The organism is Pseudomonas sp. GW822-FHT06B12, from assembly GCF_058799675.1.
The window spans coordinates 190,203-205,955 of sequence record NZ_JBXALR010000011.1 but is presented as its reverse complement, the minus strand read 5'-3'; the positions used below and the strand labels follow the sequence as shown (position 1 = coordinate 205,955).

At 57.8% G+C, this 15,753-nt stretch carries 13 protein-coding genes and 1 pseudogene; 6 read left to right on the top strand and 8 right to left on the bottom strand.

Features of this window, described 5'->3' with window-relative positions; all coding sequences use genetic code 11:
• From gcvH to AC1RKH_RS22920, 3 genes are all read right to left on the bottom strand, one after another.
• Window positions 1-322: glycine cleavage system protein GcvH (gene gcvH / locus AC1RKH_RS22930; RefSeq protein ID WP_493064062.1), on the bottom strand; the 322-nt coding region annotated here is incomplete at its 3' end.
• Between the two features lie 317 nt (window positions 323-639).
• The gene (gcsR, locus tag AC1RKH_RS22925) at window positions 640-2,148 is read right to left on the bottom strand and encodes a transcriptional regulator GcsR (RefSeq protein WP_493064063.1); all 1,509 of its coding nucleotides are present in this window, start codon (window positions 2,146-2,148) and stop codon (window positions 640-642) included.
• Between the two features lie 78 nt (window positions 2,149-2,226).
• Window positions 2,227-3,150, bottom strand: coding sequence for a LysR family transcriptional regulator (locus tag AC1RKH_RS22920; protein WP_493064064.1), 924 nt, complete (start codon window positions 3,148-3,150; stop codon window positions 2,227-2,229).
• 151 nt (window positions 3,151-3,301) lie between these two features.
• On the opposite strand from AC1RKH_RS22920, the gene speB reads away from it, so the two are divergent.
• The 4 genes from speB to betA all read left to right on the top strand — a co-directional run bounded on the left by speB (window position 3,302) and on the right by betA (window position 9,272).
• A complete protein-coding gene (gene speB / locus AC1RKH_RS22915; protein ID WP_493064065.1) occupies window positions 3,302-4,300 on the top strand; it encodes an agmatinase in 999 nt (332 codons plus the stop codon).
• Window positions 4,301-4,367: 67 nt separating this feature from the next.
• Window positions 4,368-5,876, top strand: a complete 1,509-nt coding sequence (locus AC1RKH_RS22910) for an aldehyde dehydrogenase family protein (protein WP_493064066.1) — start codon at window positions 4,368-4,370, stop codon at window positions 5,874-5,876.
• A 136-nt stretch (window positions 5,877-6,012) separates the two neighbouring features.
• Window positions 6,013-7,581, top strand: a complete 1,569-nt coding sequence (locus tag AC1RKH_RS22905; protein WP_493064067.1) for a purine-cytosine permease family protein — start codon at window positions 6,013-6,015, stop codon at window positions 7,579-7,581.
• A 2-nt stretch (window positions 7,582-7,583) separates the two neighbouring features.
• Entirely contained in the window at window positions 7,584-9,272 is a 1,689-nt protein-coding gene (betA, locus tag AC1RKH_RS22900) for a choline dehydrogenase (RefSeq protein ID WP_493064068.1), read from the top strand.
• 116 nt (window positions 9,273-9,388) lie between these two features.
• Here betA and AC1RKH_RS22895 read toward each other — a convergent pair.
• The 4 genes and pseudogenes from AC1RKH_RS22895 to AC1RKH_RS22880 form a co-directional block, all read right to left on the bottom strand.
• Window positions 9,389-9,634: pseudogene (locus AC1RKH_RS22895) on the bottom strand (ATP-binding protein); the annotation flags it as partial.
• A 76-nt stretch (window positions 9,635-9,710) separates the two neighbouring features.
• On the bottom strand, window positions 9,711-10,670 hold the full coding sequence (locus tag AC1RKH_RS22890; RefSeq protein ID WP_493064069.1) for a copper resistance protein B: 960 nt from the start codon (window positions 10,668-10,670) through the stop codon (window positions 9,711-9,713).
• A gap of 109 nt (window positions 10,671-10,779) precedes the next feature.
• A complete protein-coding gene (locus AC1RKH_RS22885; protein ID WP_493064071.1) occupies window positions 10,780-12,639 on the bottom strand; it encodes a copper resistance system multicopper oxidase in 1,860 nt (619 codons plus the stop codon).
• A gap of 219 nt (window positions 12,640-12,858) precedes the next feature.
• The gene (locus tag AC1RKH_RS22880; protein WP_493064072.1) at window positions 12,859-13,065 is read right to left on the bottom strand and encodes a co-regulatory protein PtrA N-terminal domain-containing protein; all 207 of its coding nucleotides are present in this window, start codon (window positions 13,063-13,065) and stop codon (window positions 12,859-12,861) included.
• 566 nt (window positions 13,066-13,631) lie between these two features.
• Here AC1RKH_RS22880 and copC point away from each other — a divergent pair.
• A complete protein-coding gene (copC, locus tag AC1RKH_RS22875; protein ID WP_493064073.1) occupies window positions 13,632-14,015 on the top strand; it encodes a copper homeostasis periplasmic binding protein CopC in 384 nt (127 codons plus the stop codon).
• A 3-nt stretch (window positions 14,016-14,018) separates the two neighbouring features.
• Window positions 14,019-14,957, top strand: coding sequence for a copper homeostasis membrane protein CopD (copD, locus tag AC1RKH_RS22870; RefSeq protein ID WP_493064074.1), 939 nt, complete (start codon window positions 14,019-14,021; stop codon window positions 14,955-14,957).
• 383 nt (window positions 14,958-15,340) lie between these two features.
• Here copD and AC1RKH_RS22865 read toward each other — a convergent pair whose 3' ends face one another.
• Window positions 15,341-15,742, bottom strand: a complete 402-nt coding sequence (locus tag AC1RKH_RS22865) for a nuclear transport factor 2 family protein (RefSeq protein ID WP_493064075.1) — start codon at window positions 15,740-15,742, stop codon at window positions 15,341-15,343.
• Between the last annotated feature and the right edge of the window lie 11 nt (window positions 15,743-15,753).

Here is a 15,753-nt window from a genome sequence, read left to right as displayed (position 1 = left end):
CAGCCGAGGCGTCGGTAGGTTTGAAGCGGAAGAACCAGCCTTCACCCAGCGGATCTTCGTTGACCAGTTCAGGGCTGTCGTTGAGGGCCGGGTTCACTTCCAGCACGTCACCCTCCAATGGCATGTACACGCCGCTGGCCGCCTTTACCGACTCCACCGTAGCGGTTTCGGCGCCTTGTTCGTAGGACTGCAGCTCTGGCAGTTGCACGAACACCACGTCGCCCAGGGCATTCTGCGCGAAGGCGGTGATGCCGACGGTAACGCTGCCGTCAGCTTCGGTGCGCAGCCATTCGTGATCTTCAGTAAAACGCAATTCGCTCATGTGAACTCCTCAGGGGTCAGACTTACCCGCTTCTTGTGGCGGGAGACGATTTACAGGCTCGTGCCGGGCAGCGAGCGTGGCTGGAGAGCTCATAGCAAGTGCAGTGCCATTGTTATTTATTGCTTATAAATCAATTGGTTGAGTTGTTGTTGTGACGTTGGGCGGGGCGCTTCTGTAGTGAACTCAATACAGAGGGTCCGGGTAGGCAGGGCCAAGGAGGGGAAAGGCGATGAGGAGCGGGTGTTACAGCGTTTGTCTTGAATTCGGTACGCTGTATCGATTTGCATACGGCGCTCGTAAAAGGGTATGGGAGGCGGTCAGGCCTTGCCGGGAATACCGTATTTGCGCAGACGGATGGCGATGGCGCTGTGCGAAGTATGCAGGCGTGCGGCGAGTAACCGACTGGACGGATAGGTGCGATAGAGCTGTTCGAGCAGGCTCTTTTCAAAACCTTCGACGGCATCTTCCAGGCTGCCAACCTCGCCGTCGTTTTGCCGCGCCACGGCTGTACTGGCGATGTCCAGGTCGTCGATGCCCACCAGCGGGTTCTCGCAAATGGCGGCAGCGCGGAAGATCACGTTCTGCAGTTGGCGCACGTTGCCTGGCCAGCGGTTGCCGAGCAGCGCCGGATAAGTCCCGGGGGCCAGTCGACAAACCGGACGCTGGATCTGCGTGCAGGCCTGCTGCATGAAGTGCTGGGCCATCAACAGGATGTCATGGCCACGTTCGCGTAGCGGCGGCACTTGCAGATTGAGCACATTGAGGCGGTAGAACAGGTCCTCGCGAAAGCTGCCTTCGCTGACCATTTTTTCCAGGTCACGGTGGGTCGCGCTGAGGATCCGTACGTTGACCTTGACCTCACGATCGCCGCCGACCCGACGGAAGCAGCCATCGCTCAAAAAGCGCAGCAACTTGGCCTGCAGGTAGGGCGACATCTCACCGACTTCGTCGAGGAATACCGTGCCCTGATCGGCCAGTTCCAGCAGGCCGAGTTTGCCGCCGCGTTGCGCACCGGTGAACGCACCGGGGGCATAGCCGAACAGTTCGCTTTCGGCGAGACTCTCTGGCAGCGCCGCGCAGTTCAGGGCCAGAAATGGTGCGTCACGCCGGGCGCTGATCGCGTGGCAGGCGCGGGCCACCAGTTCTTTGCCGGTGCCGGTTTCACCCTGGATCAGCAGTGGTGCATCGAGCGCCGCCACGCGCTGGGCGCGGGCCTTGAGTGCACGGATCGGCAGGGAGTCGCCCAGTAGCGCATCGAAGCCTTCGGCGTGATCGTGATGCAGCGCCGAGAGGCATTCACCAATGCGGTTCGGTTGATACAGGGTCAGCAGGGCGCCGGCATCGGTGATCGGCATGGCGTCGAGCAGCAAGGTGTGGCCGCCGAGACTGACTTCGCGCATGGGTAGACGGAAGCCGTGCTTGATCAGCGTGCGTTGCAAATCGGCATCATCGAACAGCGCGGTCAGCGACTCACCGGCGGGTTCTCGGCCGCACAAGGCGATCAGCGCCGGATTGGCCAGCAGCACATGGCCGCGGTCATCCACCGCCAGGACCGGGTCGGTGCTAGCAGCCAGCAAGGCATCCAGTTGCAAGCGTCGGCGTTGCCCCGGGAGGATGTCGACCATCGTCACCGCTTGCACACCCTGCACCCCGAGAAAAGCCTCGCGCAACTCTTCCAGCACCTCGGCACCGAGGGTCGGGGCATCGATGTAAACGTTCGGCGGCACCATCTCGACGGCGTCCAGATTGAAGCTGCGCCTGCCGAGCAGGGCCAGGACTTCCTGAGTGATGCCGACGCGATCGATGAACGTGACGTGGATGCGCATAGGTGGCCTGAAAGGGTGGTGAAGCGGATCGTTGCTTGAATGAGTATGCCGGGCTCTGTTGGAATTTGGCGAGCGTCGTCAGTGCTTCTCGGGTGTTGCCACTTTGCGGGAACAGGCCGCAAGGTCCTCGAGGAACGCCTGAAGTATCGGCGGTGGAGCGGTGCCACGCCGGGTGATCACGTCGAACGGCGACATCAGCTGCAAGCTGTTTGGCGCCAACTGGTGCATCTCGCCGGTCTTGATCCACTGGGCGGCGAAATGCACCGGCAGAAAGCCCAGATAGGCGCCGGAGATGATCAGGATCGCCAGGGCCTCGATGTTGTCCACGGTCGCTGCGGCTTTGCTGACGCCCAGGTGTTCCAGGTCGTATTGCTGCATGTAACCCCGGGCGACGATTCGGCTTGCGCCCATCTCTTCGAGTAGTTCATCACGCTCGGCCTTGCTGCCATGGAGCGGATGTCGCCGCCCGCAATACAACCCGAGTGCTTCCTGATAGAGCGGTGTGTGCAACAGGCCGGGAACGTGGATCGGGAAGTGTCCGATGGCCAGGTGCAGACGGCCGTCGAGCACGCGCTCCTCCAGTTCTGCGGGGGTGCCCACATACACGTTGAGATGCACATCATGCCCCCGCGACACGAAGCGCTGGGTGGTGCGCGGGATCGGCGAGTCCGGGTCGGTGATAGTGGTGTCGATGATCCCCAGGTTGAGCTTGCCGCTGATGTGCTGCTTGAGCACGTCGGCGTCCATGCAGAAGTTTTCCACCGCAGAGAGCAGACGCTGGGTGGCTTCATGGATCGCCGCGCCTTGCTCGGTCAGACGGAAGCCGCTGCGCCCGCGCTGGCAGAGCTTGACCCCGAGCCGGGTTTCCAGATGCGTCATCTGTTCACTGATGGTCGACTGGCCGGCGTTCAGCGCCGCCTGCGCGGCAGAGAAGCCGCCGCACCTGACAATCGTGGCAAACACCCTGAGCAACTTCAGGTCGACATCATGCAGTTGAATCACCTTGGACCTCCCGCCTGTGGATGCATCGGCAATGCCGATATGAGTATCTGATGTTTAGCATTTTTTCCACGAAAACCTGCGCCCATAGTCATTCCAACGGCGGTCGCCTTGCAGTCCGCCAGGCCGATAACAAGAAATGGAGAGGCTAGAAATGTCGAACAATGGTTATGAGTCCGGTCGCCTGAACTTGCCGTTTGTGGGTCATTGCACCTTTGGCAAATCCCCGGTGTGCACCGATTGGGATGCGCTGGATGCCGACGTGGCGGTGCTCGGTGTGCCCAACGACATGGGCACTCAGTGGCGCTCCGGCGCACGCTTCGGACCACGCGGGATTCGCGAGGCATCGACGCTGTTTTCCTTCGGCCACGCCGGCGCCTATGACCACGAAGATGACGTCATGTACCTGACCGCGTCGGACGTGCGTATGGTCGATGTGGGTGACGCCGATATCGTGCACACCGACATGGTCACCAGTAACAAAAACACCGAATACGCGGTGCGCAAGATTCTCGATGCCGGGGTCATGCCGGTGGTACTCGGCGGCGATCACTCAGTTCATGCCCCGGTGATCAAGGCGTTCGAAGGCCGTGGCCCGATCCATATCATCCACTTCGATGCGCACCTGGATTTTGTCGACGAGCGCCATGGCGTTCGCTACGGCCATGGCAACCCGCTGCGCCGCGCTTCGGAAATGAATCACATCGTCGGCATGACCCAAATGGGCATCCGCAACGTGTCGTCGTCCAATCGCGATGACTACGAAGCCGCTCACCAGGCCGGCTCGAAGATCCTCTCGGTGCGCGACGTGCGGCGTCTGGGTGTCGAAGGTGTGCTGGCGTTGATCCCGCAGAACATCAACTACTACATCACCATTGACATCGACGGTTTCGACCCGTCCATCGCCCCTGGCACTGGCACCCCAAGCCATGGCGGCTTCCTCTATTACGAAGTGCTGGAAATCATCCAGGCCCTGGCCAAACGCAGTAAAGGCAACATCGTTGGCATGGACCTGGTCGAGGTCGCACCCGTGTATGACCCGAGCGGCATGACCTCGATTCTCGCGGCGCAACTACTGCTCAACAGCATCGGATTCATCTTCCACGAGCGGGCCAAGGTGCGTCAGTCCGTGAGCGAAGCCACCCCGGTCTGATGGCCCGGATCGATCATCGAACCACAGTGCCCCGGCAGGACCTGACTGCCGGGCAGAGAGAATAAAAATGGACACGATCGTCAAGCATTACCTGCAGAAATTCGGCGTCAGCGAAGCCACCCAGACCTTCCTCGGCAAGGTGCAGAAGATGTTCATCGGCGGCGCCTGGGTCGAGGCCAGCGACGGGCAGACTTCCGATGTCATCGAGCCGTCGACCGAAGGCCTGATCACCCGCATTCCCATGGGTACTACGCAGGATCTGGATCGCGCGGTGCAAGCCGCCCGAGCCCAGTTTGATGGTGGTGCCTGGCGTCAGGCCAAGCCGCGCGAGCGTGAGCGGCTGATGCATCGCCTGGCTGACCTGATTGAACACAACGCGGCGGAATTGGCGGAAATCGAATCGATTGACATGGGCAAGTCGGTGGCTTTTGCGCGGGAAGTCGATATCCAGGGCACGGTCGATACCCTGCGCTATTTCGCCGGCTGGGCTACCAAACTTCACGGGCGTACCGTAGAACCCTCGTTACCGGGCAACTACCTGGCCTATACACGCAAGGAAGCGGTGGGCGTTGTCGGCGCCATCGTGCCCTGGAACTTCCCGCTGCAAACCATGGCCTGGAAGCTCGGTGCCGCCCTGGCAACCGGCTGCACTGTGGTGGTCAAACCCGCCGAACTGACCTCTCTGTCTGCCTTGCGTTTCGCCGAACTGGTTCAGGAAGCCGGCATCCCGGACGGTGTGATCAACATCGTGACCGGACGCGGCAGCGTGGTCGGTGCGGCAATGGCCACGCACCCCGGCATCGACAAACTCACCTTCACCGGTTCGACGCCGGTGGGCCGCACCGTCGGCCGCGCGGCGCTGGACGAAATGAAGCGACTAACCCTCGAACTTGGAGGAAAGTCACCGGTTATCGTGCTGGCCGATGCCGACATTCCGGCCGCCGCCCAAGCCATCGCCAACGGGGTGTTTTTCAACTCGGGTCAGGTGTGCGATGCCGGTACTCGCGCCTATGTTCATCGCAGCATCTACGACGAATTCCTGCGCGAGCTGATCGCCTACACCCGGACCTTGAAAATCGCCCCAGGTCTTGACCCGGACTGCTTCATCAGCCCGCTGGTATCGGCCTTGCAAAAGGAGCGAGTGACGAGCTACATCGAAACCGGCAAGCGCGAGGGGGCTGAACTGGTCTACGGCGGCCAGCCTGTCGAGGGCCCCGGCTACTTCGTCGAGCCGACCATCTTTGCCCATTGCCGCAACGATATGCGCATCGTCCAGGAGGAGATCTTTGGTCCGGTGCTGGTGACCGCAGCGTTCGATGATGAGGAAGAGGCGCTGGCCCTGGCCAATGACTCGCCGTACGGACTGGCCGCCGCACTCTATTCCAATGACCTTGGAAAGGTGCACAGCCTGATTCCTCGGTTGCGAGCGGGCTCGGTGTACGTTAATGCCCACGGCACCCTCGACCCGGCGATGCCGTTCGGTGGCTACAAGCAGTCTGGATTCGGCAAGGATCTTGGGCCAGAGCAACTCGATTACCTGTTGGAGACCAAGGCGGTCTGGATCACGCTGCCCTGAGTCTCGGCTAACGCTCATCCACACCCGGCGCCAGTGGCGCCTTTAGAAATCGGGAACGGCAAGGACGCGCCCGGGAGTCGTTCACCCGAAAGAATGCGGTTATCTCGTCATGATCTTCCAACAATAAGAGTACGTCATGAACACTAACGCCAAGTCCGCCCCGAGCGTGTCCGCCCGCGATGACAAGCCAGTCGTCGAAGGGCATTCGATTGATTTCATCCCGGAGAACGAGCGTACCGACAAGCTGTCGAGTCAGGGCCCGTTCTGGTTCCTCGGCAATTTCACGTTCTTCACCATGACCATCGGCTTCGTCGGCCCCAGCGTTGGTCTGACCGCTCTGTGGACCACTCTTGCCGGCACGCTGGGCATCATGTTCGGCACGCTGTTCATGGCCTTTCATGGATCGCAAGGTCCACACCTGGGGCTGCCACAGATGATTCAGTCGCGCGCGCAGTTCGGCTATCGCGGTGTGATTCTCGTGCTGCTGGCGACGCTGTTCGTGTTCGCCGGTTTCAACATCGTTAACCTCGTGTTGATGATGCAGGGGCTGCACACACTATTCGGTTTCAACCCCGCGGTGGTGGCGGTGGCGGTGACGATACCGGCTGCCATACTGGCGATCCTCGGCCATGACTGGATGCACCGCAGTTTCAAATGGGCGTTGTATCTGTCGATTCCGCTTTACGGTCTGGTGACGTTGGCGGTGCTGATGGGCTGGGTTCCTGATGCACCGATGCCGGTGCTCGCCACCGGTGAGACTCCTGCGGCACCGCTGGGTTTCAACTGGACCGGTTTCATTGCACAGTTCGCTGCAGCGGCGAGTTACAACATCGCTTACGCTCCCTATGTTTCCGACTATTCGCGTTACCTGCCGAAGAACACCTCCAGCGTCAAACTGATCGCGGTGGTTTTTCTGGGCGCCTCGTTGTCCGGCGCGTGGATGATTTCCGTGGGTGGCTGGCTCGCCGATCACCTGCATTCCACTGATGTGCTGGTTGCTCTCGGGCAAGTGGGCAACACGGTTTCGCCGCTCATCGGTACCGCGGTGGTGGTCATCACCATCCTGGCCTTCCTGCCAGTCATCGCGATGAACATTTACAGCGCGAAACTGACCACGCTGACCTGTGTCGACTCCATCAAGCACATCGAGCCGACGCGCAAGGCACGCATTCTGGCCATTGGTTTCGTGATCCTGCTGCAGCTGGGCGTCGCCTTGAGCATCCAGAGCTCGGGCAAGGGACTTTCGGTGTTGGGTATCTATCTGGTGGTGATGTTGTACTTCCTGGTGCCATGGACCTCGGTCAACCTGACCGACTATTTCTTCGTCCGCAAGGGCCGCTACGCCATTCCGCACTTCTTCCTGCCGCACGGCAACATCTATGGCAGTTGGGGTCTGCGCGGCATCGCCGCGTATGCGATCGGCTTCATTTCGATGATCCCGTTCTTTTACATCTACGACGGCGTTGAACAGCGTGAGGTCTATGTCGGCCCGCTCGCCAAAGCACTTGGCAGCATCGATATCGCCTGGCTCGTCGGGCTGATCGTGTCGGGGCTGGTGTATTACTGGTTCAGTCGTTCGATCGACCTCAAGCGTGAAGAAGCCGTCATCCAGCACATCGAAAAAACATCCCCGCAATACACCACCGGCGACACGCTGACCAAGCACTCGCTGCCCGTTTTCAACGAATCGATGGTCGGGAGATAACCATGGCTACCCAGAAATACGACTACATCATCATCGGTGCAGGCTCGGCAGGTTGTGTACTGGCCAACCGTCTGAGCGAAGACCCCGACACCTCGGTGCTGGTGCTGGAATTCGGCGGCAGCGATCGCAGTGTGGTGATCCAGATGCCGAGTGCGTTTTCGATCCCGATGAACACCAAGAAGTACAACTGGCGCTACGAGACCGAGCCGGAGCCGTTTCTCAACGGGCGGCGAATCCACTGCCCGCGCGGCAAGGTGTTGGGTGGCTCGTCGTCGATCAACGGGCTGGTCTACATCCGTGGCCACGCCTATGACTTTGACGAGTGGGAGTCGCTCGGTGCGCAAGGTTGGGGCTATCGCAATTGCCTGCCGTACTTCAAACGGGCAGAGAGCTACGAGTCCGGTGGCGACAGCTATCGTGGGCAAACCGGGCCGCTGCACACCACCAACGGCAACCACATGAAAAACCCGTTGTACGGCGCGTGGGTCGAAGCCGGTGCCGAGGCGGGCTACATCAAGACCGATGACTGCAACGGTTTCATGCAGGAAGGTTTCGGGGCGATGCACATGACGGTGAAAAACGGCGTGCGCTGTTCCACGGCCAACGCTTACCTGCGCCCGGCCATGGGCCGTCCCAACCTGACGGTGATCACCCACGCGATGACCCGCCAGATCATCCTCCGGGGTAAACGCGCGGTGGGGATTATCTATGACCACGAAGGCCAGACCCACCAGGTCTATTGCAACCGGGAAATCCTCGTGTCGGCGGGGCCCATCGGCTCGCCGCATCTACTGCAACGCTCCGGTATCGGGCCGGCCGAGGTTCTGCGCAAAGCCGGGGTCGAAGTCCGGCATGACCTGCCGGGAGTAGGGGAGAATCTGCAGGATCACGCCGAGGTCTACATCCAGTTCGGTTGTAAGGAGCCGGTGACGCTCAATAGCAAAATGGACCCTCTGAGCAAGCTGTTGATCGGCCTGCGCTGGCTGTTGTTCAAGGACGGGCTCGGCGCCACCAACCATTTCGAGGCCGGTGGTTTCATACGTTCCGAGAAAGGCCTGCGCTGGCCGGACATCCAGTTCCACTTTCTGCCCGCGGCCATGCGTTACGACGGCAATAAACCGATCAAGGGCCACGGCTTCATGGTGCTCACCGGGCCGAACAAACCCAAGAGCCGCGGCTATGTGCGGGTTCGCTCCGCTGACCCTTACGAACATCCGGAGATTCAATTCAACTACCTGCAAAGCGAACAGGACCGAGAAGGTTTCCGCCGCTGTATACGCCTGACTCGGGAGATCATCGGTCAGCCGGCGATGGACCGTTTCCGCGACGGCGAGATCGCGCCCGGGCCGCAGGTGAACAGCGATGCAGAGATCGACGCCTTCGTTCGCGATAATCTGGAGAGCACCTACCATCCTTGCGGCTCGTGCCGCATGGGCGAGGACGATATGGCTGTGGTCGATTCCGAGCTATGTGTGCGGGGTATCGAGGGTTTGCGGGTAATCGACTCATCGGTGTTTCCAACGGAGCCGAATGGTAACCTCAATGCGCCGACCATCATGCTGGCCGAGCGGGCATCCGATCTGGTTCGCGGGCGCAAGATGCTGCCCGCGTCCGATGTAGCAGTCGGTCTCGCCAAAGATTGGGAAACCAGCCAGCGAACATCGCTGCCGGGACGCAACGTCAGGGTTTGATCCAACCGAGCGTATCTCGGGTCAGTGATATGACTACGGGTCAGGTTTTCTCCACGGCGACATTCACGTTGACCTACGAGTAAGCCCGGCCCGCGTCAGCTTGATTTCTGACTTTTTCACGTTGCTTGCCCCTCGATGCTCGGAAACATCAGTCGGAACACCGTGATACTGCCGGGCATACCTTGAACCTCTGCCGTTCCCTGTTCGATCCCGGCGTCAGGGTTGCCCACCAGCAGTGAGACGTGGGTGGCATGGTTTTCGATGACAACCGAAATGGCCTGGCCAGCCGGGCAATGACGTATCGCGTTGGACATCAGATTGGAAATCGCCCGCTGAATCATCAACCGGTCGCCAACGGTCTTTAGAAGTCTCATCCGAGGTTTCGGCACTCACTGCATGGGTGTGCGTGATGTTGAGGGTGTTGCTCAGGCAAATGCCTCAGAACCACATCCGAATACCGGCTACAAATCGAGCCTCATTGGTCTTTTGACCTTCGTCTTCGGCCAGGTCGGCGGTCTTGCCGTAGGAGCGATTCCAGGTCACCCCGATATAGGGGGCAAACTCACGGACAATTTCATAGCGCAAACGCAAGCCCACTTCGGTATTCGCCAAGCCCGAGCCAATGCCGCGCTGAGGGTCGTTTTTCCCGTAGAGATTCGCCTCAGCGGTCGGCTGCAAGATCAGGCGATTGGTGAGCAGTATGTCATAGTCACCCTCGAACCGAGCGGCAGTCTGGCCGTTTTCACCGATGTAAGCAGTCGCTTCGGTTTCGAAGTTATAAAGGGCTATCCCCTGAATACCAAGAGCCCCCCATGTCTGCGGTGATCCGGGTTTGAAGTCTTGGCGTACACCGGTGACGACATCCCACCATGGACCGATCGAGTGACCCCAAAGCGCTTGGAGTTCGGCGCTCTCGGTTACGCCGTTGGTACGTTCACCCTCCGAACGCAACCACAGGCGATCGACGTCTCCACCAATCCATCCCTTTGCATCCCAGCTCAGTGCACTGCCGTTGTCAGCATCCTGGTATTCGAACTTATCAAGCAGGAGGAAGGAGTTGAGTTTCTTGTCGTGGACGCCATGACCAGCCACCGGTGGAAAGGCGGCTGCACGATCAGCGTCGGTCAGTACAGGAATGGGGGTACGACTCGTGGTGGTCGCTCCTGAGTCCATACTCTCCATACCGTCCATTTGGCCCTGGCCCATGTTCATCTTGCTGTGATCCATGGCCCCCATCTTGCTATGGTCCATGGTTCCCATCGAGCCGTGAACCATCTCTTCAGCGGCGTTGGCCACGGCAAAGAAAGCAGGACTGACGGAGACCGCCAGTGCAATCAGGGCTGGGCGTAAAAGCTTACTGGTCATGATCTCAAGCTGCCTTTTTGGATTTTTGGTCATGACCCATCGACTCATGGTTCATCGTGTTGCGATTCATTGCCCCGTGATCAGGTCTGGACTCGCTCATCAGCGATTTACGATTTAGGTAGGTGCTCATAACCCGTCTCCTTTACTCATCAACCCGTACTTCACGGAACATGCCCATTTCCATATGGAATAGCAGGTGGCAGTGATAAGCCCAGCGCCCCAGAGCATCGGCGGTGACTCGGTAGCTGCGTTTGGTTCCGGGTGGCATGTCGATCGTGTGTTTGCGTACCATGAATTTGCCGTTCTCATCCTCAAGGTCACTCCACATGCCGTGGAGGTGGATGGGGTGAGTCATCATGGTGTCGTTTACCAGCGTGATGCGTAGACGCTCGCCATACTTGAGGCGCAACGGTTCGGCATCGGAGAACTTGATGCCGTTGAACGACCACGAGAATTTCTCCATGTGACCGGTCAGATGCAGCTCAATGGTGCGATTGGGTTCGCGGCCGTCAGGATCCTGGAAGGTACTTTTCAGGTCAGAATATGTGAGTACACGACGGCCATTGTTGCGTAAGCCAATGCCAGGATCGTTGAGCTTCGGCGTTGGGCTCATGGCTTGCATGTCAACCAAGGGGTTGTTGGTTTCGGAGGCCGGGTGAGTCTGCATTTCTCCACCCATACCACTCATGCCGGCCATTCCCGACATATCACCATGGTCCATCCCAGCCATTTTGCTGTGATCCATGCCGGCCATGTTGGACATGTCACTGCTGCCCATGCCGGTCATGACGCCCTGGTCCATGCCGGTCATATTGCTGTGGTCCATTCCGGTCATGCCAGACATGTCGCCGCCCATGCTGCCGTGATCCATGCCGGCCATACCGCCCATTCCCATGTCATCCATGGTCAAAAGAGGGCGGGGATCGATCGTCGGTACCGGCGCCTTCAACCCTTCACGTACCGCCAGGGTTCCGCGTGCATAACCGGTTCGATCCATGGATTGGGCGAATATGGTGTAAGCCTCTTGGCTAGAAGGCTCCACGATCACGTCATAGGTTTCTGCAGTGGCGATGCGGAACTCATCGACGCTGACCGGGTTGACGTGTTGGCCGTCGGCAGCCACAACAGTCATTTTCAAACCAGGGATACGGACGTCGAAATAGCTCATGGCCGAGCCGTTGATGAAGCGCAGGCGCAGCTTCTCACCCGGTTTGAAAATGCCGGTCCAGTTGCCATTGGGGGCCTGGCCATTCATGAGATAGGTGTAAGTGTCCCCACTGACGTCTGCAAGATCGGTGGGGTTCATTTTCATCTCGGCCCACATCTTCCGATCGGCCACCGCCGCGGACCAGCCTTGCTTGCTGACATCGTCGATGAAGTCGCCAACGGTACGTTTGTGGTGGTTGTAGTAGTCCGATTGCTTCTTGAGCTTGGCCATGACGTGACCAGGATCTTCATCGGTCCAGTCGGTCAGCATCACCACGTAATCGCGGTGGTATTGAAAAGGCTCGGGCTCTTTCGAGTCGATCACGATTGGACCGTAAACGCCTACCTGTTCCTGTAAACCCGAGTGGCTGTGGTACCAGTACGTACCGTTCTGATGAACCTTGAATGTGTACTCGTACATGCCATCGGGGGCGATGCCATGGAAACTCAAACCAGGTACGCCGTCCATGTTGGCCGGCAGGATGATCCCGTGCCAATGGATAGAAGTATCCTGGTCCAGGCGGTTTTTCACCCGCAGTGTGACCGTTTCTCCTTCGCGCCAGCGCAGCAGAGGCCCGGGCAACGTGCCATTGATGGTCATGGCTGTGCGCGGCGAACCGGTGATGTTTACCGGTGTTTCACCAATAAACAGATCAAATTCGTTGCCGCTCAGTACGCTCGGCAGGCCCGGGCTGGTGACTGCCCATACAGGCGTGCGCCACAGGCCAAGGCCGCCAAGAATTCCACCAGCGGCCAGGCCTTTGACGAATGTCCGCCTAGAGGTTTTGGAGTGCATGCCGTTTATGTCCAATCAATCAAAAGGGGAGCGGTGCGAAACAACCAGTGAGTTGCTCATACAGATTGAAGGCACTCTCTCGGGAGTTCGTATTAGTTCCGGATAAGTTTCGCTCGCCGTTGCCAGAGACGAATTGATACGGCAAGCGAGCCCGGAAATTGCCACATTTGAACCACCGCAGTGATTACATTTCTGTCAGCTTGGAATGCACCAAACCATTCAGCAATTCTTGTGGTCCATCTCTTTGGTTTTGCTTTCTGCGACGGGAGGTTGGGTGCCTTGGGTTTGGGCTACTTGGTACGCTTGCATTGAGTTCTGTCTGGCAGCTTCCATGCGTGCGAATACGCGATCACTGCCGCCTTCGGCCATCGCCAGAGAAGAGACAGTCAAGGCAGCGATGATAAGCAAGGTTTTTACAGAGTTCATTTGGGTATCCTCGGGTGAGTTGTGTTTACCCCTTTGAGTCCACATCAGGATGATGATTCTTGGGGTTGAGCTTTAGGCTCGATACAACTTTAAAACTCGCCCCCTGTCAGAAGCCTTAAGTGAGTATTACCGTTGTGTCAGGTTGCAACTTACTTCTTGAACATAGGTGTAAGCAGAATGCAGGTTCACGTCATGATGCCCATACCCGTAGTGCGTACATGGCCATCCTTGAGTAGCGCTTGCTGACATTTATCTGAAGCTGGGATTACTTTTCTGTCAGTTTCAACTTGGCTGGACCCATTCATTACAAACTGAGTCCGAGATTCAGGGCCAAGAGCCACTCCAAAGCTGACTGAAATGTAATCGCACGGCCTGCGTTCATGTGGCATCGTGTAGTCGCACTATAACGCTGGAGTCTTGGCCAAGTTCCCCCGTGTTCAGTACGTACCAGGATGTGGAATACGCTGAGTATTCGTCTGTGGTTTTAACAAGAATCAAGAAGTAAAAACTAAATTTTCCCCCCAACCAAACCTCGAACCAACAGCTCATGCTGTGAGGAGTCTTGCATGTCATTCCTTAAAACCACCACCGTCGCTGCTGCACTGACCGCTGGTTTGCTTCTGAGTGCAGTTGCTCAAGCACATCCAAAACTTCTTTCCTCCACTCCAGCAGAAAGTTCGGACGCAGCGGCCCCTTCGAAAATTGAGCTGCACTTTTCCGAGAACCTCACGACTCAGTTCTCCGGTGCAAAACTGATCATGACCGATATGCCCGGCATGCCGAACTCTCCAATGGGCGTTAAGGCCGGCGTCGCGGGTGGCAGTGATCCGAAAACGATGGTTATTACACCCGCATCGCCATTGACCACGGGTACTTACAAAGTCGAATGGCGTGCCGTCTCCTCGGACACTCACCCGATTACCGGCAACTTTTCTTTCAAAGTGAAATGATTCATGAGCGACTCAATAACTATCGTGGTTCGCTTTGCTCTTTATTTCGACCTGATGCTGTTATTCGGATTGGCAATTTTTGGCGTGTACAGCCTTAGGGGAGAGGAAAGAGTATCGGGCACGGCCTTGAATTTTGAGTCGCTTCTTTATGGTACTTCTGTTGCAGGTGTAGCCCTGTCCCTTGCCGCCATGTTGTTGCTTGCGAAAGCAATGAGCGGTGTGTCGGGGTTTATGGAGCTACATCACCATATTTTTCAAATGGTCCTCATGGGGACTGACGTCGGGTTGACCTGGATGGTCCGAATAGCTGCACTGGTGATGGCAATTATTGGCGTCGCATTGAATAAGCGCCTCCCGACACTCAGCCTCTGGATCGTCACCGCATGTGGAGCCATTGCACTGGCCACCCTGGCGTGGACAGGACATGGTGCTATGGATGAAGGTAGCCGTCGTTATTGGCATTTCATCAGCGATATCTTCCATCTTTTAGCTACAGGTGGTTGGTTGGGGGCTCTTGCGGCGTTCGCTCTACTGCTGCGTTTGAAATCACTGAAGGGCGAGCAAGAGGTACGAATTCTTGCTCGGGTACTGACTGGATTTGAATCGGCTGGCGCGGTGATCGTAGTGATCCTGAGCATCACCGGTGTAGTGAATTACCTTTTTATCGTAGGTCCAACCCTCGATGAGGTGATGCTGAGCACTTATGGGATATTGCTATTCCTGAAAGTCCTGCTATTTTCCGGAATGATCGTACTGGCCATTCTCAATCGTTTTCATCTAAGCCCGCTATTAGAGCGATCAATTCGAAATGGAGAGTATTCAGTTGCGGTCAACGCTTTGCGGCGTAGCATGACCTTTGAGTTCTCAATGGCAGTAGTCATAGTGTGTCTAGTCGCTTGGTTAGGTACTTTGAGCCCGGAGATGAGTATGAAAGCTGAATAGAGCTAAAAACCGCAGGGTAATAGAGAGTGCAGTAGCCTTTATTTTTTTGCTTTTCCTGCCCTTGATCTACCTTTCAAGCAAGTCCAGAGTTGAGTCCATTCCTGTTTCAGGAACAAAAGAAACCCCTTAGACTTCAATGGGTCGGTCAGCGGGTCTCGTTTCCCGCTCCAAGCATTAAAAAATGGATCACTAAAAAGAGATCCATTTTTTTCGTCCAAAGAAAAGTCTTTCAAGGTGACGCGCAATTCGTACACGCGTCGAACGCAGCATGGAGTCTTCCTGCATCGTGTAGACGATTGTAGTGGATCATCCCTTGCTCTCATCAACGCGTAGGGCAATAACTCAAACTCCATGCAGAGCCTGCGCGTTGTCTCCAGTGGGCGTCAGTCCGGGAAGTGATCGCCGAACATGGGATGGCCGCCGACAGAGCTTTCGCGTGTCGCCTCGTCCTGGATGACGTCCCAATGTTCGACCATCACGCCGTCCTCGAGGCGCAGGATGTCGACCACGACCCAGTTCGTCGGCTGGCCGAGGCCAGAGAACCGGCCGTGCAGCATGACGAAATCACCTTGCGCCACAGCGAGCTGGCATTCGTAACGCAGATCGGCCGGCCCCGTGGCGACCAGACCGAACAGGCCCTCGCGACCTGGGGGCACATGAGCGCTATGTTGGATGTAGGAAGGCGACCAGAAGTGTTCGGCCGCAGCCAGATCCTTGCGGTTGAACAGGGTTTCGAAGCCTTCGAGAACGATTGCCTTGTTCTCGGCGGGTGTGCGTACGCTCATAGTCTTGATCC